General features: G+C 72.2%; 22 protein-coding genes. 17 read left to right on the top strand and 5 right to left on the bottom strand.

Annotated features, from left to right (window positions below; all coding sequences use genetic code 11):
• Positions 1 to 66 precede the first annotated feature (66 nt).
• From ABFJ78_RS21010 to ABFJ78_RS20975, 8 genes are all read left to right on the top strand, one after another.
• Positions 67 to 1,533 (top strand): serine/threonine protein kinase, encoded by a 1,467-nt coding sequence (locus ABFJ78_RS21010; protein WP_436388058.1) that lies wholly within the window; start codon positions 67 to 69, stop codon positions 1,531 to 1,533.
• 33 nt (positions 1,534 to 1,566) lie between these two features.
• Positions 1,567 to 1,923 carry a YbaB/EbfC family nucleoid-associated protein gene (locus tag ABFJ78_RS21005; protein ID WP_436388057.1) on the top strand — a complete coding sequence of 119 codons (357 nt, stop codon included), beginning with the start codon at positions 1,567 to 1,569 and terminating at the stop codon, positions 1,921 to 1,923.
• 16 nt (positions 1,924 to 1,939) lie between these two features.
• Entirely contained in the window at positions 1,940 to 2,242 is a 303-nt protein-coding gene (locus tag ABFJ78_RS21000; protein ID WP_436388056.1) for a hypothetical protein, read from the top strand.
• Positions 2,242 to 3,174 (top strand): hypothetical protein, encoded by a 933-nt coding sequence (locus ABFJ78_RS20995; RefSeq protein WP_436388055.1) that lies wholly within the window; start codon positions 2,242 to 2,244, stop codon positions 3,172 to 3,174. The genes ABFJ78_RS21000 and ABFJ78_RS20995 overlap by 1 nt, the downstream gene beginning before the upstream one ends.
• 65 nt (positions 3,175 to 3,239) lie before the next feature.
• The gene (locus ABFJ78_RS20990; protein ID WP_436388054.1) at positions 3,240 to 3,794 is read left to right on the top strand and encodes a DUF3558 family protein; all 555 of its coding nucleotides are present in this window, start codon (positions 3,240 to 3,242) and stop codon (positions 3,792 to 3,794) included.
• Positions 3,795 to 3,823: 29 nt separating this feature from the next.
• On the top strand, positions 3,824 to 4,465 hold the full coding sequence (locus ABFJ78_RS20985) for a hypothetical protein (protein ID WP_436388053.1): 642 nt from the start codon (positions 3,824 to 3,826) through the stop codon (positions 4,463 to 4,465).
• Between the two features lie 56 nt (positions 4,466 to 4,521).
• Complete coding sequence (locus tag ABFJ78_RS20980; RefSeq protein WP_436388052.1) at positions 4,522 to 4,770, top strand: serine hydrolase; 249 nt, start codon at positions 4,522 to 4,524, stop codon at positions 4,768 to 4,770.
• Positions 4,771 to 5,650: 880 nt separating this feature from the next.
• Positions 5,651 to 6,475, top strand: coding sequence for a class I SAM-dependent methyltransferase (locus ABFJ78_RS20975; protein WP_436388051.1), 825 nt, complete (start codon positions 5,651 to 5,653; stop codon positions 6,473 to 6,475).
• A 237-nt stretch (positions 6,476 to 6,712) separates the two neighbouring features.
• On the opposite strand, the gene ABFJ78_RS20970 is transcribed toward ABFJ78_RS20975, so the two are convergent.
• The gene (locus tag ABFJ78_RS20970) at positions 6,713 to 7,510 is read right to left on the bottom strand and encodes a lysozyme (protein WP_436388050.1); all 798 of its coding nucleotides are present in this window, start codon (positions 7,508 to 7,510) and stop codon (positions 6,713 to 6,715) included.
• 214 nt (positions 7,511 to 7,724) lie between these two features.
• Between ABFJ78_RS20970 and ggt the strand changes: the two genes are divergently transcribed.
• Entirely contained in the window at positions 7,725 to 9,521 is a 1,797-nt protein-coding gene (ggt, locus tag ABFJ78_RS20965; RefSeq protein WP_436388049.1) for a gamma-glutamyltransferase, read from the top strand.
• A gap of 88 nt (positions 9,522 to 9,609) precedes the next feature.
• Here the strand turns inward: ggt and ABFJ78_RS20960 are convergent, their stop codons facing one another.
• A complete protein-coding gene (locus ABFJ78_RS20960) occupies positions 9,610 to 10,491 on the bottom strand; it encodes a GNAT family N-acetyltransferase (protein ID WP_436388420.1) in 882 nt (293 codons plus the stop codon).
• Between the two features lie 202 nt (positions 10,492 to 10,693).
• Here ABFJ78_RS20960 and fmt point away from each other — a divergent pair, with 202 nt between their 5' ends.
• From fmt to ABFJ78_RS20945, 3 genes are read left to right on the top strand one after another with little or no spacing between them, the layout of a single operon-like run.
• On the top strand, positions 10,694 to 11,620 hold the full coding sequence (fmt, locus tag ABFJ78_RS20955; protein ID WP_436388048.1) for a methionyl-tRNA formyltransferase: 927 nt from the start codon (positions 10,694 to 10,696) through the stop codon (positions 11,618 to 11,620).
• Entirely contained in the window at positions 11,617 to 13,041 is a 1,425-nt protein-coding gene (locus tag ABFJ78_RS20950; RefSeq protein ID WP_436388047.1) for an RsmB/NOP family class I SAM-dependent RNA methyltransferase, read from the top strand. The genes fmt and ABFJ78_RS20950 overlap by 4 nt, the downstream gene beginning before the upstream one ends.
• Positions 13,038 to 13,535, top strand: coding sequence for a flavoprotein (locus ABFJ78_RS20945; RefSeq protein ID WP_436388046.1), 498 nt, complete (start codon positions 13,038 to 13,040; stop codon positions 13,533 to 13,535). The genes ABFJ78_RS20950 and ABFJ78_RS20945 overlap by 4 nt, the downstream gene beginning before the upstream one ends.
• Positions 13,536 to 13,679: 144 nt before the next feature.
• Here ABFJ78_RS20945 and ABFJ78_RS20940 read toward each other — a convergent pair whose 3' ends face one another.
• The 3 genes from ABFJ78_RS20940 to ABFJ78_RS20930 form a co-directional block, all read right to left on the bottom strand.
• Positions 13,680 to 14,762: a serine hydrolase domain-containing protein gene (locus ABFJ78_RS20940; protein ID WP_436388045.1), complete on the bottom strand. Its 1,083-nt coding sequence runs from the start codon at positions 14,760 to 14,762 to the stop codon at positions 13,680 to 13,682.
• 93 nt (positions 14,763 to 14,855) lie between these two features.
• Positions 14,856 to 15,515 (bottom strand): response regulator, encoded by a 660-nt coding sequence (locus ABFJ78_RS20935; RefSeq protein ID WP_436388044.1) that lies wholly within the window; start codon positions 15,513 to 15,515, stop codon positions 14,856 to 14,858.
• Complete coding sequence (locus tag ABFJ78_RS20930; protein WP_436388043.1) at positions 15,512 to 16,711, bottom strand: sensor histidine kinase; 1,200 nt, start codon at positions 16,709 to 16,711, stop codon at positions 15,512 to 15,514. Before ABFJ78_RS20930 ends, ABFJ78_RS20935 begins: the two co-directional genes overlap by 4 nt.
• A 121-nt stretch (positions 16,712 to 16,832) precedes the next feature.
• Between ABFJ78_RS20930 and rpe the strand changes: the two genes are divergently transcribed.
• The 5 genes from rpe to ABFJ78_RS20905 all read left to right on the top strand — a co-directional run bounded on the left by rpe (position 16,833) and on the right by ABFJ78_RS20905 (position 20,480).
• Entirely contained in the window at positions 16,833 to 17,504 is a 672-nt protein-coding gene (gene rpe / locus ABFJ78_RS20925) for a ribulose-phosphate 3-epimerase (RefSeq protein WP_436388418.1), read from the top strand.
• 78 nt (positions 17,505 to 17,582) lie between these two features.
• Positions 17,583 to 18,212, top strand: a complete 630-nt coding sequence (locus tag ABFJ78_RS20920; protein WP_436388042.1) for a riboflavin synthase — start codon at positions 17,583 to 17,585, stop codon at positions 18,210 to 18,212.
• Entirely contained in the window at positions 18,209 to 19,537 is a 1,329-nt protein-coding gene (locus ABFJ78_RS20915) for a bifunctional 3,4-dihydroxy-2-butanone-4-phosphate synthase/GTP cyclohydrolase II (protein ID WP_436388041.1), read from the top strand. The genes ABFJ78_RS20920 and ABFJ78_RS20915 overlap by 4 nt, the downstream gene beginning before the upstream one ends.
• Complete coding sequence (gene ribH / locus ABFJ78_RS20910) at positions 19,534 to 20,040, top strand: 6,7-dimethyl-8-ribityllumazine synthase (protein ID WP_436388040.1); 507 nt, start codon at positions 19,534 to 19,536, stop codon at positions 20,038 to 20,040. Before ABFJ78_RS20915 ends, ribH begins: the two co-directional genes overlap by 4 nt.
• Positions 20,037 to 20,480, top strand: a complete 444-nt coding sequence (locus ABFJ78_RS20905) for a PH domain-containing protein (RefSeq protein ID WP_436388039.1) — start codon at positions 20,037 to 20,039, stop codon at positions 20,478 to 20,480. The genes ribH and ABFJ78_RS20905 overlap by 4 nt, the downstream gene beginning before the upstream one ends.
• Positions 20,481 to 20,684: the final 204 nt, after the last annotated feature.

The raw sequence follows: 20,684 nt of genomic DNA, 5'->3' as shown, positions 1-20,684 counted from the left end.
GGACCTACTATGGATCGGCGGGGCCACGCGAAGGGTGTGGCGGCAGGTTGCGGACAGGCGGGGGTCATGACGGGAACGACGGCCGGAGACACGTACCCGGGGGGTTCGTCGCGAGTGCCCTTCGCCTACCGGCCGCTGCCGTCGAAGTTCGACAAGCGCACCAAGGCGGCCTTCGAACGTGAGCAGGCCGCGCTGCGGCACGTCCCGTCCGTGCTGGCGATCGACGCGGTCGAGACGCGGCTGGACGGCGGCCAGGTGCTGCGCCGCGAGCAGTGCCCGCAGTCGCTGGCCGGGCTGGTCGCCGACGGCGGCCCGTTGTCCGCGGCGGACGCGGTCGTCCTGGGCCGGACGCTGGCCACGGCGCTGGCCGGGATGCACGCGGCGGGCGTCGTCCACGGCGGGGTGAGCCCGCACAACGTGCTGTTCCGCGCCTCGGGTGAGCCGGTCCTGGCCGACGGTGGCCTGGTGCTGCGGCACACGTTCCCGCGCGATCCGCTGCACGCCATCGAGTTCCGTGCGCCCGAGGCCGCGCGCACGGAGGTGCTCGACGAGGCGAACGATCTGTACGGCTTGGGCGCGGTGGTGCACTTCGCGCTGACGGGCAGTTCGCCGCATCCGGGCAAGCTGGGGGAGCGGCAGGGTGAGCGGGTGCTGAGGGTGCTGCGCGAGCCGGTGCCGGCGATCCACCGCGAGGACGTCCCGGTGGCCCTGTCCACGACGATCGGCCGGTTGCTGGCGGCGGACCCGGCCCATCGGCTGACGGACGCGGCGGACGTGGCCCGGAGGCTGGCGACCGTGGGTTCGGTACCGCCGGGCTTCGACGACTTCGCTTCGGGACCGGCGCCTGCCGCGATGCCGGGCGGTGGGTACGGGATGGCCGCGCCGGTGTCCGGGGTGGCCTCCCCACCGCCGGCGCCGACTGCCGACCAGCCGGCGGGACCGCCGCCCGTGCCGCGCGTGCCCGCCGAGTACACCATGCCGCCGAGCCCCGTCGTCGTCGCGCTGCCCCCGGGCCCCGCCGCGTCGCCGCGGGCGCCGCAGGTTCCCGCACCCGCCCGCGTTCCCCTGGCCTCGTTCGACTTCCGCGGCGGCAAACCCGGAAAAGGCCGCAGCCGCCGGAAGATCCTCGTCGCCGGCGGGGCCACTCTCGCCACCGCGGCCGTTGTCGGTGGGCTGATCGTCGTGCTCGGCAACGGGTCCGTCGAGATGGCCCAGCCCCCCGAAACCCAACCCGCCGCCCCGCCGCCCTCCTCACCGGTTGCCGCGCCGGCCACCGCGCTCGAACTGCTGCCGCCGCGGGACTCCAGCGACAGCGTCGAACTCACCTGGCGGAGCTCGGCGCCCATGGACTACGCGATCGTCGTTGCCGCCGAAGGAGATCAGGCGCGGGTTTTCCCCGCCGGGCGGCAGCTCAGCCTCACCGTTCCCGTCGAGCCCGGGCGGCGTTACTGCTTCCTCGTCCGCGCCGCCACCGCGCGCGGGGTCTACGAAAGCCTGCCGAAGGCCATTCGCGGCGCCACCTGCAACCGCTGAACGCCCGTGGCCGGAAGCGGCCAGCCCGCCGTCGTGCACCTGCCGGACCGGCAGACTCCCCGTAGACGCACGAACCCGGGAGGCGCGGTGGAAACCCAGCGGATGGTCCTGACCTACGAGCCCGTGCGGTTCGAACAACTGGCCGGGGAGATCCGCGACATCCAACGGGAGCTCGCGGCCGTCCGGGCAACCGCCTTTTCAGCCGACGGCCTGATTTCCGTGACCGTCGACGCCCGCGGTGACCTGCTGGAGCTCGTGCTCGACCCGCGGATCCACCGCGACCCCGACTCGCGCCGGCTCGCCGACGCGATCGCCGAAACCCACCGTGCCGCGCGGGAAATGGCCGACGCGCGCGCATTCCAACTGACCGTGCGCCAGCTCGAACTCTGAACGGGAGGACCGCACCATGACCGACGGTGCCGACATGGACGTGGACGGCGTCACCAACGCTATGACGGGACTCGAGCAGACCGGTGCCGCGTTCCACACGGGATGGAGCAACGCGACCGCGGCCGGCACCGGCGGGCTGGGTCAGGGACCGATGGGCGCTGCCTTCCTGGCCGGTTTCCGGCCCGGCGCCGAAGCCCTCAGCGACGCCGCCGCGCGGATCGCCCGCGGGATCCAGGACACCGCCGCGTCCGGACACGGCTCGGCGGGCGACTACCGGGCCGCGGACGCCGCCGGCGGCGAAGCGCTCGGCGGCCGCTGATGGCCGTCGCGGAACCCGCCAACGAGCTGTGGACCGCCGTCAAGGCGATCGCGAACCCCTGGCCCCCGGACGACGAGGACCAGGTCGCCGACCTCGCCGACGACTGGCGCAAGGCCGGTGAGACAGCGAACCTGGCCGGCACCGAGCTGTCCGACCAGCGCCAAGCCGCGCAGCAAGCGTGGCGCGATCAGGCCGGGCAGGCGATGGGGCAGAACATCGGCAACGGAGCCGTGACGCTCGAAAGCCAGCGTCAGGGCGCCGAGCAGCAGGCGGCGATGGCCGACCGCTACGCGCAGGCGTTGACGAGCGTGAAGAACGCGATCGTCCAGGCGGTCACCGCGAATCTGCCGGCCTACTTGCAGCTGGGCAACCCGATGTACGGCGCGGCCGGGCAGGCCAGACAGCAGGAGTTCGCCCGGCAGGTCGCCGCGCAGCTGCAGGCCCTGGTGGCCGCCCAGACGCAGGGAATGCACGCGCCACCGGCCGCGCCGGACACCGACACCACGCTGGGCCAGGTCGGCGACATCGCGGGCGCGGTGTCCGCGGTCGCCGGCGGGCTCGCGCTGATCCCGGTGCTGGCGCCGTTCGCGGCGCCGGTGGCGCTGCTGGCGGGGGCGACGGCCTTGGCGGCCCACGGCGTCGACATGATCGCCACCGAGAGCTATGACGACCCGAACGCCTGGATCGGCCTCGGCGGCGACGCCGTCGGGCTCATCCCGGCCGGGCGCGCGGTGTGGGAGCTGGCGGAGCTCACCCCGGCGGCCACGGGAGCCGCGCAGGTCGCCGGCAGCGTTGTCGACGTCGGGCTGCAGGTACCGGGAATGGTGGACCTGGCGGTCGACAACGAGGGCTTGGACACCGCCAAGGACATCGCGGGCGGAGCCGGGCTCAACAAGACGCTGGGACTGGAAGCGCTGCGGCGGCTGCGTTGAGTTCCGGTCTGGCCGGTTGTGTCCATCCACCCCTTTCGCTCATACCGCGTATCTACGCTGGAGCAATGAAATGGACAACGGTCGTGGTAACGCTGATCGCTACCGCTCTGCTGAGCGGCTGCGACCATTCCGTGAACGAGCAAGCGCCTCCGGCGAGCGTCGAACCACTGCGGCCTCCGAGCCTGCGGGAAGCCGATCCCTGCTCGTTTCTGCCGGAATCCTCGACCGCGACGTACGGGCTGCACCCTGGACAGTTGTACAAGGGAGAAGTGGTCCGCAGCTGCATGTGGCCCGCCGAGACATTCTCGGTGGGAGTCTACATCAACTGGGATCCACAGGTCCTGGTCAATTTCAGCCAAGCTTATCCGTTACCGGCCGGAGAAGCAGTACTCGATGACGTGGCGGTCTTCCTGCAGAAGAGCAGCACCATTCCGGCCTGCGGCATGGCGTTCCTCGCAGAACGGGGAACCGTCATCGAGGTCGTTTCCGGTGATCAGCCTCCGGCCACGGCCGACCGCGCGTGCGACCGCGTCAAGAAAGTCGGCACGGAAGTGATACGCCGGATGCGTGAACAAGGCGTGCTGGACACGGCATCCACCGCGGCACCGACCACCCGGTGAGATTCGGGCGCCGAGGGAAAGGGAGCTACATGGCTGTGGCGGAAGAGCCATCCGACGAGGTCAAGCGGGTTCAGGTGTATGCGGGGCCTGCGGGCTTGTTGCTGGTGCTGTTGCTGTTCTTGGTCTTGCCCGCGGCCACGGCGTCGTGTTCGGCGCCCGCAGGCAATCCGGACGGCGCTGGGTCCGTCAGCGTGTCGGTGACGGGTGCCGATCTGGTCGTCGGCGGTGATCCCGGCTACAAGTCCAGCGGGGTGTTCGAACTGTCTCCCGGGGGGACCGCGGGCATGGCGGACGAGGTGTCGCCGCGGTCCGCGGTGAGAGGGTTCGGCATCGCGACGGTGGCCATCATGGGGCTGGGTCTGCTGACCGCGCTCATCCGGGTTCGGCGCCTGCGTGCGGTCGTCACGGCGGTGGTCGCGTCGGTGGCGGCCGTGCTGTTGGTGATCACCGAGTTCACGCTGGTCGGCCAGCTGGTTTCGGTGGCTGCGGACATCGCGCGATTTCTGATCTACCTCCCCTCGACCCAAGGTATCGACGTGGTGGGGAGAGCGGATGAAGTGGTCAGCACCGGATGGGGCTTCTGGCTGACACTCGCCGGACTGGTGCTGACGGCAGGCATCAACTTGGTCCTGCTCGTGCGTCCCCGTTCCAGGTCACGCACCTCGGGATGACACCGTCCGGCGCTGCCTCTGTCGTCCCCGACAGCGCCGTCGGCGGCGATGGTGAAGTGGCTGCCCGCGGCGATCGCCTCGGCGCGCTACCGCTGGCTGCCGACCCACCAAGCCGGACGCTCGACCGCCCGGTCGGCCGTGCCGGCGCCCTCGCCTGGCACCCGATGACCGACGCGCCGGCCGCGCAGCGCCCGCCGTGGAAGCCCGGCACCCGCCACGGCTACCACGCCCTCACCTACGGCTGGCTCGTCGGCGAAGTCGTGCGCCGGATCACCGGCCGCAGCCTCGGCACGACCTTGGACTGAGGCAGGATGCTGGTCGATGAACGCGGAAAGCGTTGTCTTCCGATTCGTGAGTCCGCATTTGATGCCTGCTCCGGAAGGTTGACCACGAATCGCCGGCCCCGCCGGCCGAGTCGCCGGGTCGAAGGAGTCCTCCGCACGGCCTCCCCGCCACTGGCGGCATACCGGTCGGGGTGAGGCTCCGCGACCCGCAGCTTCCCTCAAGGTCGCGCTCGGCGCGCAGGGTAACCAGCTCGGCACCGACATTGCCCGATGGGCCGGCTACCACCAACACCACACCACCATCCCACGTCCAGCCGCCGTCTGCAGGAACCCGGCTGACCGAGGCGCGGTCGCGCCCGCCGGAGCCCGGTGTCCGCCATCGTGCTGTCCCGTCCTCTCGCCTGCACCGATGCCGGACATGCATCGGTAGGCAACAGTGCCTCGCCGTTGTGTGGTCGCGACGCATTTGCCTGCGAGCCCCCGTGTGCCGCCGCCAGGGCCATTGGACCCCACTTGAGGACGGACGACCAACAGGACTCGATAGGGCCGAAGGACCCTATTGAACCGGTCCTTTATCGGGCCCTAATCCTCCATTCAGAGAGCATTTGATACGAATTTATAACATGGAGTAACAAGCGTCTTCGCGTGACCGACAGCCAGCGTGGCAGAGCGGCAAACCACCCGGCCCGGCGACGGATAGAGGATCAGGCGCGTGCACGCAATTTGCACACTCACCTCCCACCACTACGGCTCATCACCTTGCTTGCGACGACGGGTGGAGCAGTCGGAGCGCCACTACAGCGAATTCCGGCCGAAGAACTCGACTTCAAACGCGGCATCCCCGAGATACGCGAACTTCCGCTGATCTTCTCGCACTCACACACTTTTGGATGGTGACACTATGTCGAACCCAGCGGCCGGCGCCACGAGCGTCGTGCGGCACGCCAAGCGCCTTGCGCGCAGAGGTGAGAACCTGGTGCAGCGTGCCCTGACGACCGCGGGACTCCGCCAATCGGAGAAGAAGATCGCCAACGATGCGCAAGCCTACTGGCGGCGCCCCGGCGGTGACCGCTGGCGGGGGAATTCGCACTGGCGGGACGCCTCGGTCTTCGCCGGCAGCGACCTGTGGTCGGCCATCGGGCGTGAGCACCTCGAGTTGCTCGAACGGGGCGCGCGGATGGCCGGCTTCACTCGCAAATGGGACCGCATCGTCGACTGGGGCTGCGGTGGTGGGGCCAACGCGGTGGCGTTCGCGCCGCGCGCTCAGGAGTACTTCGGCGTCGACATCTCCAGCGAGTCGTTGCGGGAGTGTGAGCGCGAGGTCGCCGGTGTGTGCGATACCCCGTTCGTTTCAGTACCGATCGATGTCAACCGGCCGGAAAGCGCGCTGGCGCATGTCACCACGCCCTGCGATCTGTTCCTCAGCTTCTATGTTTTCGAGCTGATTCCGAGTCCCGAGTACGGTGAACGGCTGCTTCGGATCGCCCACCACATGCTGGCATCCGGCGGCTTGGCCCTGATTCAGATCAAGTACGACACCGGCAGCTGGTGGACCCGCTCGCGCGGTCGCGGCTACCGGTCCGGGCTGGCGGAGATGACCACCTACCGGATCGAGAGGTTCTGGGAGCTCGCAACCGAGAACGGCTTGATCCCGCAGGCCGTGTACCTGGTGCCGCAGAACCAACTCGATCAGCATTACGCGTATTTCTTCCTGTCAAAGACTTAGCTCTCAGCAGACAGGTCGGACCCGTGGTCGGCCGGCGCGATCAGCGGGGCTTTACCGTGCCTCACGGTGCTTCGCCGCGCAGTGGCGATCACTGACCCGTTGCTGGTGCGGCGGCCCCAGCTCGTCTATGCCACGACTGCCTGCTCTCGCGCCCGGGTGGTGGCCGGTCTGCTGGCGTGGGTGACGCGGTCGGGTCTTCCGCCGACCGCGCCACCCGCGTAACCCGCGGAGTCGGGATCAGCCGGTCGCCAGCACCTTCAACCGCGTGATGTCCGCGCTGAACTGGTCCTGGTCAATGGGCGAAGAGCTGTACTGCCAGAACGTGTAGAAGCCCCAGTTGTACGGCAAAGTCCCCGCCGATGACGCGTACCGCGCCACCCACAACGGGTTCGTCGAACTGAAGTCGCCCGTGTTGCCGGTGCACTGGCTCCACCAGCTCGTCGCCGTGTAGATCACCGGCCAGCGGGTCGTCTTCGCGTGGTACTCGTCGCTGAACGCCTTGATCCACGCCACCATCTGGGCCGGCGTCTTGCCGTAGCACGCGTTGTTCGGGCCCCACTCGATGTCGAGCGTGCCCGGGAGGGTCTTGCCGTCCTTCGACCAGCCGCCGCCGTGGGCGACGAAATAGTCCGCCTGGGCCGCGCCGCCCGACGTGTCCGGGCGGCCGTAGTGGTACGCGCCGCGGATCATGCCCACGTTGTACGAGCCCGTGTACTGCTGGCTGAAGTAGGCATTCTGGTAACTCGTGCCCTCGGTCGCCTTGACGTAGGCGAACTTCTTGCCCGCGCTCCAGTACGACGCCCAGTTGACGTTGCCCTGGTAGGAGCTGACGTCGATGCCGGGGACGCTCGCGTCGGCCGACGCCGGCAGAAGCCCCGCCGGGGCCACCCCGTCGTGGGCGCGGATCGACGCGCCCATCTCGTGGTTGTCCGGGTCCGGCGCCGCCGAAGCGCCGGGGGCGGTCACGGCCAGCAGGGAGGCCGAGACCGCGACAGCGGCGCCGAGCAGGCGGCGCCACCTCCGTGGTGCAGTCATCTTCGGTTGTTCCTTTCGGTTGCCCTCGCGATGCGCGGTGTGCAGGCCGCGCCGCATGATTCTGTTACAGCGAGTACCACAACGTCACTGCTCCATGTGAAGCAATTTCGAAGTCTGGGGAAATATGTGAAACATTGGCAAACCGGGCGAATCGGCCCGATCCGCGCCCTTTGGCGTCTTGAAGGCGCTTGATCCGAGGGGCAGACTCGCCCGCATGCCCGCGCACTGGAGCCGAACCACGCTCGTCCTGGCCGCTGCCGCCGCGCTCACCGCCGGCGTGGCCGCGCCCGCCGTCGCCGCCACCCCGACGCCGAAGTCCCCGGTCGCCGTCGGGTTCGGGGGCGCCGTGGCCAGCATCGACGCCGACGCCACCGCGATCGGCACGAAGGTCCTGCGCGACGGCGGCAACGCCGTCGACGCGGCCGTCGCGGTCGCCGCCGCCCTCGGCGTCACCGACCCGTTCTCCGCCGGCGTCGGCGGCGGCGGGTTCTTCGTCTACTACGACGCCAAGACCCACCGCGTCCACACGCTCGACGGCCGGGAGACCGCGCCGAAGACCGCCGACGCGAACCTCTTCGTCGAGAACGGCCAGCCGCTGCCGTTCAACGACGCCGTCACGAGCGGGCTCAGCGTCGGCGTCCCCGGCACGCCCGCGACGTGGTCCGAGGCCCTCCGCAAGTGGGGGACGCGCTCGCTGGCGAAGTCCCTGAAGCCCGCGGAAGACCTGGCGCGCAAGGGTTTCGTCGTCGACTCGACGTTCCAGACGCAGATCGCGAACAACGCCGCGCGGTTCTCCGCGTTCCCCTCGACGCGGTCGCTGTACCTGCCCGGCGGCGCGCCGCCGGTGCCCGGGACCGTCTTCCGCAACCCCGACCTCGCCGCGACGTACGCGCAGCTCGAGCGCCACGGCGTCGACGCGCTCTACGACGGCCCGATCGGCGCCGACATCGCGAAGACCGTCCAGCAGCCGCCGAAGGACCCGGCCTCGACGCTGAACGTGCGTCCCGGCAAGCTGACGACCGCGGACCTCGCCGCCTACCGCGCCATCGAGCGCACCCCGACCCACGCGACCTACGAGGGCCTGGACGTCTACGGCATGCCGGCGCCGTCGTCGGGCGGGCTCACCGTCGGCGAGGCGCTCAACATCCTCGAGAACTTCGACCTGAAGCACGCGAGCAAGGCCGACTACCTGCAGTACTTCCTGGAGTCGACGCGGTTCGCCTTCGCCGACCGCAACCGCTGGATCGGCGACCCGGCGTTCGTCGACGTCCCGGCCAAGCAGCTGCTGAGCCGGCGCTTCGCCGACTCACGGGCGTGCCTGATCTCGAAGGACAAGGCCGCGATCAGCCCGGTCGCGCCGGCCGACCCCCGCCATCCCGCACCGTGCGCCGCGGGCACGACCGCCGCGCCGACGCCGTACGAGGGCGAGAACACCACGCACCTGACGGTCGCCGACAAGTGGGGCAACGTCGTCGCCTACACGCTGACCATCGAGCAGGAGGGCGGCAGCGGGATCGTCGTGCCGGGCCGCGGGTTCCTGCTCAACAACGAGCTGACCGACTTCTCGTTCACGCCGGTGACGCCGGGCGTGCCCGACCCGAACCTGCCCGGCCCGGGCAAGCGGCCGCGCTCGTCGATGGCGCCGACGATCGTGCTCGACCACGGCCGCCCGTTCTTCGCGACCGGCTCGCCGGGTGGCGCGTCGATCATCACGACGGTGCTGCAGGTGATCCTCGGCCGCCTCGACCGCGGGCTGTCCCTGGAGGACGCGATCGCGGCGCCGCGGGCGTCGCAGCGGAACTCGGCGGCCGCCCAGGTCGAGCAGGCGTTCCTGGACCAGCCGGAGACGGCGGACCTGAAGGCGAGGGGCCAGGGCTTCTCGACGGCGCCGGCGGAGATCGGCGCGGCAACGGGGGTCGAGCACCTGCGCGACGGCCGCTGGCTGGCGGCGGCGGAACCGGTCCGCCGCGGCCAGGGCGCGGCCCAGGTGGTGTGGCCGACCCGCTGGTAGCAAGCGCCCCAAGGCGGCCTTGGTTGTGTCTAACGCACCCAAGGCGGCCTTCGGTGCGTGTGACGCACCGAAGGCCGCCTTGGGGCGCTCAGGTTTCCAGGGCCCAGCGGATGTAGCGCGCCTCCGGGACGAACCCGGCCCGCTCGAACACCCCGGAGGCGCCGGACGGGCTCGCGGGGTCCACGACCAGGCTCGCCCGGTCGTAACCCTGCTCGGCTGCGGCGCGCAACGCGTGGGCCAGCAGGGCCGTCGCGAACCCGCGCTTCCGGTGCTCGCGCAGCGTCCCGACGATCATGAAGTGCGCGTCGCGGATCCCGGTGGCCTCGGTGTCGGCGTCCCACGACATCGTCACCAGCAGGCCAGCCGCCGCCCCGGTCGCCTCCCGATGCAGAAAGCTGATCTCCGGCCGGAACGTCTGGTTGACGATCTTGTTCCGCCACAGGTCCGTGGGCATCGGTACCGCGCCCCAGTGGTCCTCGAACGCCGCGTTCCGGACCCGCCGGAAGTCGTCGTCGGACTCCTGCGACCACGGCTCGATCCGCGCTCGCACCGGCGAGACGTCCCGCAGCGTGTGCTCCATGCGCCGGAAGTACCGGACCGGCTCGAAGCCCTGCGAACGCATCAGCTCGGCCAGCCCGGCGATGTGCCCGGGCCGGTGGACGTCCACCACGAGCCGCCGACCGGGGTGGTGCCGGGCGTGCAGGACCTTCGCGGCGGCCACCCCGGCCTCGACGAGGCGGGCGCCGAACCCCCGGCGGCGATGCGCCGGGTGGACCCCGCCGTCCAGGAAGACCCGGTGGACCTCGTCGGCGGACGGCTTGAAGCGGATCTTCACGTAGCCGATCATCGTGTCGCCGTCGAAGGCCGCGAGGCTGCCGCGCTCCAGGTCCGCGTACCGGGCGCCGATCCGGCCCGCGACCTCGACCGCGCGAACGAGATCGCCCGCCGCGCCGCCGGGCCACCAACGCAGCCCCCACCCTCTCCCGGGGGGCGTCCCCAGTCCAGCGTATCGGTGGTCGCCGACGGAAGGCCGGGGAAGGCCCGGGGCGGGAGCCGTTTGTCCACACCACGGCAGCGGTGTGGACAACCACAGCGCGCCCTGCTGGAGTGGGCCTTCTAGACTCGGCTCCGATGTTCCAGCCACCTGAACCCTCCCCACCGGGGGTGGGCCGATGAAGCTCGTCTTCGCCGGCACCCCCGAGCCGGCCGTCCCCGCGCTGCGCGCCCTGCTCGACTCCGGCCGCCACGAGGTCGCCGCCGTCGTCACCCGCCCGGACGCGCAGGCCGGCCGCGGCCGCCGCGTCGTCCGCTCCCCGGTCGGCGCCCTCGCCGACGAGTACGGCATCGAGGTCCTGACGCCGGCGCGCGCCGGCGACCCGGCGTTCCTCGCGCGGCTGACCGAGCTGGCGCCGGACGCCTGCCCGGTCGTCGCCTACGGTGCGTTGCTGCCGCAGGCCGCCCTCGACATCCCGCGCCTCGGCTGGGTGAACCTGCACTTCTCGCTGCTGCCCGCGTGGCGGGGCGCGGCGCCGGTGCAGGCCGCCATCCGTGCCGGCGACGAGATCACCGGCGCGTCGACGTTCCGGATCGTCAAGGAGCTGGACGCGGGCCCGGTCTACGGCGTCGTCACCGAGGCGATCGGCGCGACCGACACCGCCGGCGGCCTGCTCGGGCGGCTCGCGGAGTCCGGGGCCAAGCTGCTGCTGTCCACCATGGACGGTCTGGCCGACGGCAGCCTGGTCGCCCGCGACCAGCCCGCCGAGGGCACCAGCTACGCGCCGAAGGTGACCGTCGAAGACGCGCGTGTGTCCTTCGCCGACCCGGCCTCGGCGGTCGACCGGCAGATCCGGTCGGTCACGCCGGACCCGGGCGCGTGGGCGGAGTTCCGCGGGGAACGGCTGAAGCTCGGCCCGGTCACGGTGCTCGACGAACCCGGCCCGCCGCCGGGCGAGATCGTGGTCGAACGCAAGCGGGTGCTGGTCGGGACGGCGACGAAGCCGTTGCGGCTCGGCGAGGTCCAGGCACCCGGCAAGAAACGGATGGCGGCCACCGACTGGGCTCGCGGATCACGCATCGAGCAGGGAGAACGCCTCCGGTGAACGACCACAGGGAACGACGTCCGTCGCGGCCGCAGCGGGGCCGCCCCGCGCCGCGCAAGGAAGGGCCCCGCCGCCCGCCGGAGGTGGACCCGCCCCGGCAGGCCGCGTTCGACGTCCTCGCGGCCGTGCGCACGAAGGACGCCTACGCCAACCTCGTCCTGCCCGACCTGCTGCGCGAGCGGCGGATCACCGGCCGCGACGCGGCGCTGGCCACCGAACTCGCCTACGGCGCGTCGCGGGCGCAGGGCCTGCTCGACGCCGTCATTGCCGCCTGCGCCGAGCGCCCGCTCTCGCAGACCGACCCGGCGGTGCTCGACGCGCTGCGCCTCGGCGCCTACCAGCTGCTGCGCACGCGCATCCCCGAGCACGCCGCCGTGACGTCCACTGTGGACCTCGTCCGCGCGGAAGCCGGTTCGTGGGCCACCGGGTTCGCCAACGCGATCATGCGCAAGGTGTCCGAAAAGGACGAAGCGGCGTGGCTGGACGAGCTCGCGCCGGACGAGGCCACCGACCCGATCGGCGCCTACGCGCTGCGCACCGCGCACCCGCGCTGGGTCGCCCGGTCGTTCGCCGAAGCGCTGGGGGACAAGGGCGCGGGCCTCAAGGCCGCGCTCGAAGCCGACGACGCCCGGCCCGAGGTGCACCTGGTCGCCCGGCCCGGCGAGATCAGCGCCGACGAGCTGGCCGCGATCACCGGCGGCGACCCGGCGCCGTACTCGCCCTACGGCGTGCGCCTGCCCGCGGGCGCCGGCGACCCGGCCGACGTCGAGCCGGTCCGCGAGCGGCTGGCCGCCGTCCAGGACGAGGGCAGCCAGCTGTGCGCGATCGCCGCGACGAAGGTGCCCGTGGCGGGTTCCGACGAGCGCTGGCTCGACCTGTGCGCGGGTCCCGGCGGCAAGGCCGCGCTGCTGGGCGCGCTGGCGGCGTTGAGCGGGGCGACCGTGGACGCCGTCGAGAAGGCGCCGCACCGCGCGAAGCTCGTCGAGAAGGCCACGAGCGGTCTTCCGGTGAAGGTGCACGTCGCCGACGGCCGCGAGTCCGGGCTGGAGCCGGGCTACGACCGGATCCTCGTCGACGCGCCGTGCAGCGGGCTCGGCGCGCTGCGGCGGCGGCCGGAGGCGCGCTGGCGCCGCAAGCCCTCGGACGTCGCGGACCTGACCAAGCTGCAGGGCGAGCTGATCACGGCGGCGTACGGGCTGTTGCGGCCGGGCGGCGCGCTCACCTACGTCGTCTGCTCGCCGCACCTGGCCGAGACCGAGGGCGTGATCGGCGAAACGGCGCGGCGGCTGAAGGCCGAGGTGCTGGACGCGCGCGAGCTGTTCCCGGGCGTGCCGGAGCTGGGCGACGGGCCGTACGTCCAGCTGTGGCCGCACCGCCACGGCACCGACGCGATGTTCTGCGCCGTGCTGCGCAAGCCGTGAGGGATCTCGGGCTGGTCGCCGGCTCGTGCGGCGGGCTGGACACCCGGTTCGCCGCCGAGCTGGTCCGGCCCGCGGCCGAGCGCGGCTGGCGCCCGGCGATCACGCTGACGCCGACGGCTCACCGCTGGCTGGAGTCGACCGGCGGTCTGGCCGAGGTCGCGGCGTCGGTGGAGCTGCCGGTCCGCAGCGTTTCGCGGTTGCCGGGGGAGCCGCGGCCGCACCCGGACCCGTCGGTGTTCCTGTTCGCGCCGGCGTCGGCCAATTCGGTGGCCAAGCTGGCGCTGGGGATCGCGGACAACCAGGCGCTGACGGTGCTCGGCGACGTGCTGGGCGCGCCGGGGATCACGATCGTGGTGGCGTACCAGATCCAGGACACGCGGGTGTTCCACCCGGCGTGGCAGCGCCACCTCGACACCCTCGCCGGCGCCGGCGTGACGCTGCACCGGCTGGATGTCGGCCGCCCGTGGACCGAGGCCCTGGACCTGCTGCCCTGAGCCCGCCCGCGGGGGCGCCCCCCGTTTTCCACGTTACCGGGTGGCACCGACAGTTCCGGGCCGCGAGCGGCGCACGCAGCCGGTAGCGCCGCTCGCGAACGGTGAACGGCGAACGGTGAACGCCGGCCGCCCGTGACCGCCGGGCTACGAGCACACCGCCGCGTCGGTCGCGGCCAGCAGGTGCGCGTTCGTCTCGGCCGGCGTGGGGTTCTGGTTCAGCACCACCGTCACCCGGCGGCCGCCCGGACCGGCTCCGGCCAGGTTGGTGAAGCCGATGATCCCGCCTTCGTGGCCCCAAAACTCGCCGCACGACACCGGGATGCTCCCGATGCCCAGTCCGTAACGAGCCCCGGGTACGCCCAGATCGGCCGGGACCGTGCGCTTCATCTCGGCCAGCTCCGCCGGGCGGATCAGGCGACCGCCCAGCAGCGCGCCGTAGAACCGGTCCAGGTCGGCCGGGGTGCTGACCAAACCGCCCGCCGCCCCGGCGATCGTCGCGTCGAAGTCGCTGAAATCCACCAGATCCGGCGTGTAGCCGACCGCGTGCGGGTCGGGCAGCTTCTCGTCGCCCCGGCGGGGCAAGTACGTGTCGCGCAGGCCGAGCGGCCGGGTGATCCGCTGGGCGATGAGGTCGCTCAGCCCGTGCCCGGTCACCTTCTCGGCGATCATCCCGGCGACGATGTAGTTCGTGTTGGAGTACGACCAGCCCGTCCCCGGCGGGAACAGCGCCGGGTGCTTCAGCGCCAACGCCACCAGCTCGGCCGGCTCGGCCCCGCGGTGGCGCAGCGATTCCGGGTCGCTCAGATCGAATTCCTGCAAGTAGTCGGGAATGCCGCTCGTGTGCTGCAGCAGCTGCCGCACGGTGATCCGCCGGTCCGGCAGCAGCCCCGGCAGGTACCGCTCGACCGGCGCGTCCAGCTTCACCCGGCCCTCGCCGGCCAGCTGCAGGACGACGGTCGCCACGAACGACTTGGTGACGCTGCCCGCCCGGAAGGAACCGTTGCGCGGGAACGGTTTCCCCGTCGTGACGTCACCCACGCCGCTGCGCACCACCCGCGTCCGGTGGCCGTCCTGGATCACCGCTTCGGCGCCCGGCACGCCGTCCTGGGCGGTGAGCACGTCCAAGCTCGCCTGCACCGAACCGGCCGCGAGCGCCGGTGCCGCCGTGGTCGCCGCGAGCAGCACGACCAGCGTGCCGGCGGCGATGATCCGCACTGACTTCCGCATGAAGAACCCCCTGGTGTCTCGGTGCTCCCACGCTAGGGAGCCGGCGCACCAGGGGGCATGGGGCAGGCCGCCGGAAACCTCCGGGGGCCTGCCCTACCGGGCTTCGATGTGACCCGGCCGGACGACGCCCGCTTCGTACGCGATCACCACCGCGTGGCTGCGATTGGCCGCACCGAGCTTGCCGAAGATGTTGCCCACATGGGTTTTCACGGTCTCGAGGCTGATCACCAGCTCGGCGGCGATGTCCTGGTTGGACGACCCGCGCGCGATCAGCCGGAGCACTTCGGCCTCGCGCCGGGTGAGCGCTTTCGCGGCCTTCGCGTAGGTCCCGCCCGGCGGCCGGGCCGTCACCAGGCGCCGGATCGCCTCGGGGAACAGCAGCGACTCCCCGGCCGCGACGGTCCGGACCGCGTGCGCGATCTCCTCCTTGCGCGCCCGCTTCAACAGGAACCCGCTCGCGCCGGCCAGCAGCGCTTCGTGCACGTAGTCGTCGTTGTCGAAGGTCGTGACGACGAGCACCTTCGGCGGGTCCTCGAGCGAAGCGAGCAGCAGCCGGGTGGCCTCGATGCCGTCCGTGCCGGGCATCCGGACGTCCATCAGCACGACGTCCGGCCGGGCGCGGCGCACCGCGGGCAGCACCTCGGCGCCGTCGGCCGCCTCGCCGACCACGGGGATGCCCTGCTGCTCCAACAGCGCCCGCAGGCCGGTACGGACCATCGGCTCGTCGTCGGCCAGGAGCACGGTGGGCGTCACGCCCGCGTCCGCAGCGGGATCGTCGCGGACAACCGCCACCGCGGCCCGTCCGGGCCCGCGTCCAGCTCGCCGCGCAGGGCTTCGACGCGCTCGGCGAGCCCGGTCAGCCCGCGCCGCCCCGGCCGCGGCTCCCCACCGGGCAGCGCGTTGACGACGGCGATCGCCAGGCGCTCGGGACCGGCCTCGACGCGGACGTCGACCGCGCCCGGGCCGGCGTGGCGCAGCGCGTTGGTCAGGCCTTCCTGGACGATCCGGTACCCCTCGCGCGACACCGCGGCGGGCAGCCCGGCGACCGGCCCGGTGACGGTCAGCCGGACGTCGAGCCCGGCTTCGCGGGCGCGCACGGCGAGGACGTCGACCTCGGTCAGCGTCCGGGTCGGCTCCTTCGCCGCGGGTTCCTCGCGCAGCAGGCCGAGAACGTGGTCGAGGTCCTCGAGGGCGCTTCGAGACGCTTCTTCGATCGTGCCGAGCGCGCGCCGCACCTGGGCCGGGTCGGCCTCGACCAGCTCGGCCGCGGCGGCGGCCTGGATGGTCGACGTCGTCAGCGTGTGCCCGATCGAGTCGTGCAGCTCGCGGGCCAGCCGGTTGCGCTGGGCCAGGACGGCCGCGCGGCGCTCGGCGAGCGCCGCGCGTTCGCTGTCGGACGGGCCCAGCAGCGCTTCCGCGCCGGTGCGGAACGCGCGGGTGGCGCCCGCGACCAGCACGAGCGTGCCGAAGAGCAGCACGAGGCCGAACGGGACCGTCCACGCGCCGAGCGGGACTTCGTCCCAGAACAGGCTGATCCGGTCCTGCCCGCCGGCCAGCCACACCGCGGGGACGAGCAGGCCGAGCCCGAGGAACGCGAGCACGGTGAGCAGCACCCCGCTGAGCAGCGTGTGCAGGGCGAGCCACAGGCCCGAGCGCAGCCGCGAGCCGGCGTCGGGGCGCCCGGCCGGGGCCGGGACGGTGGTCCCGAGCAGGAGGTTCGCCAGCCCGACGCCGGCGCGCCGCACCGGCCCCAGCAGGCCCAGCAGTCCCGTGAGCACCGCGATGGCCACCAGGGCGAGCAGCGCCCGCACCCGCGAGTCGGCTTCGACGGACACCGCCGCGGCGAAGGCGAACGGGGACACCGGCACCATCACGAGGGCACCCGCGACGGCGAACGGGAGGGCGCGGTAGCTGCCGAGCCGCGCCAGGGAACGGAGGAATCCGGACATGCGGCGACCCTATTGCCGCCGCAGTGGCGCACACCTCCCTCCGCGGAGCCAGATCCTGGTCACAACCGGTTAGTGAGCGTTAGCACGCTCCTCCTACACTCAGGACGTGGCAGACCGACCCCTGATCGCCCCCAGCATCCTGTCCGCGGACTTCGCCCGGCTCGGCGAGGAGATCGCCGCCGTGGCCGGCGCCGGGGAGACCCGCGCCGACTGGGTCCACGTCGACGTCATGGACGCGCACTTCGTGCCCAACCTGACCCTCGGCCTGCCCGTGGTCAAGGCGCTGCTCAAGAGCACCGACGTGCCGATCGACTGCCACCTGATGATCGACGACCCGGACCGCTGGGCGATCGGGTACGCCGAGGCCGGCGCCTACAACGTCACCGTGCACGCCGAGGCCGCGAAGGACCCGGTCGCGCTGGCGAAGAACCTGCGCGCCGCGGGTGCGAAGGCGGGCCTGTCGCTCAAGCCGGGCACCGCGCTCGAGCCGTGGCTGGACGCCCTCAAGCACTACGACACGCTGCTGGTCATGTCCGTCGAGCCGGGCTTCGGCGGGCAGTCGTTCATCGCCGACGTCCTGGAGAAGGTCCGCACCGCGCGGCGGCTGGTCGACACCGGGCACCTCAAGCTGGTCGTCGAGATCGACGGCGGGATCAACACCGACACCATCGAGCAGGCCGCCGAGGCGGGCGTCGACTGCTTCGTCGCGGGCTCGGCCGTCTACGGCGCCGGCGACCCGGGCAAGGCGGTCGCCGCGCTGCGCGAGCAGGCGGCCCGCGGCCGGGCGGGCTGACCCCGGGCGGCACCGGGGAAGCCCCGGGGCCGCGGCGGGTGTTGGATGGGAGGACCGGCTCACAAGGAGGCAGCGGACGTGTTCACCGGCATAGTCGAGGAGATCGGCGAGGTCACCGCGGTCGAACAGCTGACCAACGCGGCACGGCTGCGCGTACGCGGCCCGCTGGTCACCAGCGACGCCGGGCACGGCGACTCGATCGCGGTCAGCGGGGTGTGCCTCACGGTCGTCGAGGTCTCCGGCGGCGAGTTCACCGTCGACGTCGTGAACGAGACGCTGCAGCGCTCGAGCCTGGCCAAGGTCGCGACCGGCGACCGGGTCAACCTGGAACGCGCCACGCCCGCGGGCGGGCGGCTCGGCGGGCACATCATGCAGGGCCACGTCGACGGCACCGGGACGTTCCTCGGTCGCGACGAGGACGGCGTCACGACGTTCTCGCTGCCCGCGCACCTCGCGCGGTACGTCGTCGAAAAGGGCTCGATCGCGGTCGACGGGATCTCCCTCACCGTCGCCGCCGTCACCGACGACCGGTTCAAGGTGGCGTTGATCCCGACCACGCTCGAAGTGACGACCCTCGGCGCCCGTGAAGCCGGCGACCTGGTCAACCTCGAGGTCGACGTGGTCGCGAAGTACGTGGAAAAGCTGGCCGAGGCACATATCCGCGACCAGGTGCAGAATCGGGACGGCGGCACGGAGGAGCGGTCATGAGTGAGACGAGCGCGGCAGAACCCGAGGCGGGCTGGAGCCCGTGCGGCACCGGGGCGGTGTTCGACGCCGACGCCATCGAGCGGGCGATCGCCGACATCGCGGCGGGTCGTCCGGTCGTCGTGGTCGACGACGAAGACCGCGAGAACGAGGGCGATCTCATCTTCGCGGCCGAGAAGGCGACGCCGGAGCTGCTGGCCTTCATGGTCCGCTACACCTCGGGCTACATCTGCGTGCCGCTGACCGAGTCCGAGGCCGACCGGCTGGACCTGCCGCCGATGTTCCACACCAACCAGGACGCGCGCGGCACCGCCTACAGCGTCACGGTCGACGCCGCCGAAGGCATCAGCACCGGCATCTCCGCGGCCGACCGCGCGCACACCATCCGGCTGCTGGCCGACCCGGCGTCCTCCGCCAAGGACTTCCGCCGCCCCGGGCACGTCGTCCCGCTGCGGGCGAAGGAGGGCGGCGTGCTGCGGCGGCCGGGGCACACGGAGGCCGCGATCGACCTGGCCCGCCTGGCCGGGCTCCACCCCGCCGGCGTGCTCTGCGAGATCGTGTCGCAGAAGGACGAAGGCGACATGGCGCGCCGCGACGAGCTCGAGGTCTTCGCCGCCGACCACGACCTCGCGATCATCACCATCGCCGACCTGATCGCCTACCGCCGCCGCACCGAGAAGCAGGTCGAGCGCGTCGCCGAAGCGCGGATCCCCCTCTCCGCGGGCACGTTCCGCGCGGTCGGCTACGACTCCCTCCTGGACGGCATCGAGCACGTCGCGTTCGTCTACGGCGAGATCGGCGACGGCCAGGACATCCTGGTCCGCGTCCACTCCGAATGCCTGACCGGCGACGTCTTCGGCTCGCTGCGCTGCGACTGCGGCCCCCAGCTGGAAGCGGCCCTGGAAGCGGTGGCCGCCGAAGGCCGCGGCGTCGTGCTCTACATCCGCGGCCACGAGGGCCGCGGCATCGGGCTGCTGCACAAGCTGCAGGCCTACCAGCTGCAGGACGACGGCGCCGACACCGTCGACGCGAACCTCGCGCTGGGCGTCCCGGCCGACGCCCGCGACTACGGCACGGGCGCGCAGATCCTGTGCGACCTCGGCGTCCGCACCATGCGGCTGCTGTCGAACAACCCGGCCAAGCGGATCGGCCTGGAGGGCTACGGCCTGCGCGTCACCGGGCGGGTGCCGCTGCCGATCTCGCCGAACCCGGAGAACCTGCGCTACCTGCGGACCAAGCGCGACCGGATGGGCCACGACCTGGCCCAGCTGGAGCACTACGACCAGGTCGGCGCCGGCACCGAGCACCCTGACGGAGGAGCACTGTGAGCGGCGAAGGCCGTCCCGACGTTTCCCTGGACCTGACCGGCTGCAAGTCCCTCAAGCTCGGCATCGTCGCCACGAAGTGGAACGCGGACATCACCGACGTCCTGCTGGAGCGGGCGCTGGTCGCGGCCCGCGAGGCGGAGCTGGAGGAGGACCCGACGGTCGTCCACGTCGCGGGCGCGATCGAGCTGCCGGTGGTGGTGCAGGCGCTGGCCCGCAACCACGACGCGGTGGTGGCGCTGGGCGTGGTCATCCGCGGCGGCACCCCGCACTTCGAGTACGTGTGCGACGCGGTGACGGCGGGCCTGACCCGGGTGGCGCTCGACGAGGGCACTCCGGTCGGCAACGGCGTCTTGACGTGCGACACGCACGAGCAGGCAGTCGACCGCTCGGGCCGCCCGGGTGCCAAGGAGGACAAGGGCTACGAGGCGACGGTCGCGGCCCTGGACACCGCCCACGTGCTGAAGAGCCTGCGCCAGCCGTGGACCGAGCGGGGTTTCGTGTGACCGTGAAGACTCTCCTGGTGATCCGCCCGCGGCGTGCGCTGATCATGTGCAGCGTGCTGGCGGTGGCGCTGCTGGCGGTGTTCGTGGTGGTGGCGGTGCTGCTGCGCAACGGCAACACGGGCGTCCACTTCCAGCGCTCCGACCAGGCGGCGATGATCGGCATCGGCATCCTGCTGGCGTGCGGCGTGATGCTGTTCGCGATCGCCCGGGTGCGGGCGGACGAAGAGGGCATCGAGGTCCGGAACGTGCTGGTCACCCGGCGGTTCGCGTGGACTGAGGTGCTTTCGGTGAGCTTCCCGGACGGTGCCTCGTGGGCGCGGCTGGAGCTGCCGGACGACGAGTACCACGCGGTGATGGCGATCCAGGCGGTCGACCGGGCCCGCGCGGTGGAAGCGGTGCGGGCACTGCGAAAACTGCACCGAGCGGCCACCGGCGGCTGACCCGGCGTCCTGCGGCGGCGCCGGTCGCGGAGGCCGGCGCCCTGACGACGTGAATGACTCATTCATGTCGTCAGGCGTCAGGGCTCCGGCAAAGTCAGGTCAGCGCGGCCGATCCGGTCGCCCGCACGTCATGAACGGGTCGTTCACCTCGTCAGACGACATGAACGACCCTTTCATGACATCGCCGGGACGCCGGGCCGGCCG

The sequence above is a fragment of the Amycolatopsis sp. MEPSY49 genome (genome assembly GCF_051337345.1).
Lineage (GTDB): Bacteria > Actinomycetota > Actinomycetes > Mycobacteriales > Pseudonocardiaceae > Amycolatopsis.
This window is presented reverse-complemented; position numbering and strand designations above follow the sequence as displayed.

Bases quoted from the DNA above. Each gene is read 5' to 3' on its own strand.
- ABFJ78_RS21010 (WP_436388058.1), top strand. From the start codon at position 67: ATGACGGGAACGACGGCCGGAGACACGTACCCGGGGGGTTCGTCGCGA.
- ABFJ78_RS20995 (WP_436388055.1), top strand. From the start codon at position 2,242: ATGGCCGTCGCGGAACCCGCCAACGAGCTGTGGACCGCCGTCAAGGCG.
- ABFJ78_RS21000 (WP_436388056.1), top strand. From the start codon at position 1,940: ATGACCGACGGTGCCGACATGGACGTGGACGGCGTCACCAACGCTATG.
- ABFJ78_RS20970 (WP_436388050.1), bottom strand. From the start codon at position 7,510: ATGACTGCACCACGGAGGTGGCGCCGCCTGCTCGGCGCCGCTGTCGCG.
- ABFJ78_RS20985 (WP_436388053.1), top strand. From the start codon at position 3,824: ATGGCTGTGGCGGAAGAGCCATCCGACGAGGTCAAGCGGGTTCAGGTG.
- ABFJ78_RS20975 (WP_436388051.1), top strand. From the start codon at position 5,651: ATGTCGAACCCAGCGGCCGGCGCCACGAGCGTCGTGCGGCACGCCAAG.
- ABFJ78_RS20940 (WP_436388045.1), bottom strand. From the start codon at position 14,762: ATGCGGAAGTCAGTGCGGATCATCGCCGCCGGCACGCTGGTCGTGCTG.
- ABFJ78_RS20990 (WP_436388054.1), top strand. From the start codon at position 3,240: ATGAAATGGACAACGGTCGTGGTAACGCTGATCGCTACCGCTCTGCTG.
- ABFJ78_RS20930 (WP_436388043.1), bottom strand. From the start codon at position 16,711: ATGTCCGGATTCCTCCGTTCCCTGGCGCGGCTCGGCAGCTACCGCGCC.
- ggt (WP_436388049.1), top strand. From the start codon at position 7,725: ATGCCCGCGCACTGGAGCCGAACCACGCTCGTCCTGGCCGCTGCCGCC.
- ABFJ78_RS20915 (WP_436388041.1), top strand. From the start codon at position 18,209: ATGAGTGAGACGAGCGCGGCAGAACCCGAGGCGGGCTGGAGCCCGTGC.
- fmt (WP_436388048.1), top strand. From the start codon at position 10,694: ATGAAGCTCGTCTTCGCCGGCACCCCCGAGCCGGCCGTCCCCGCGCTG.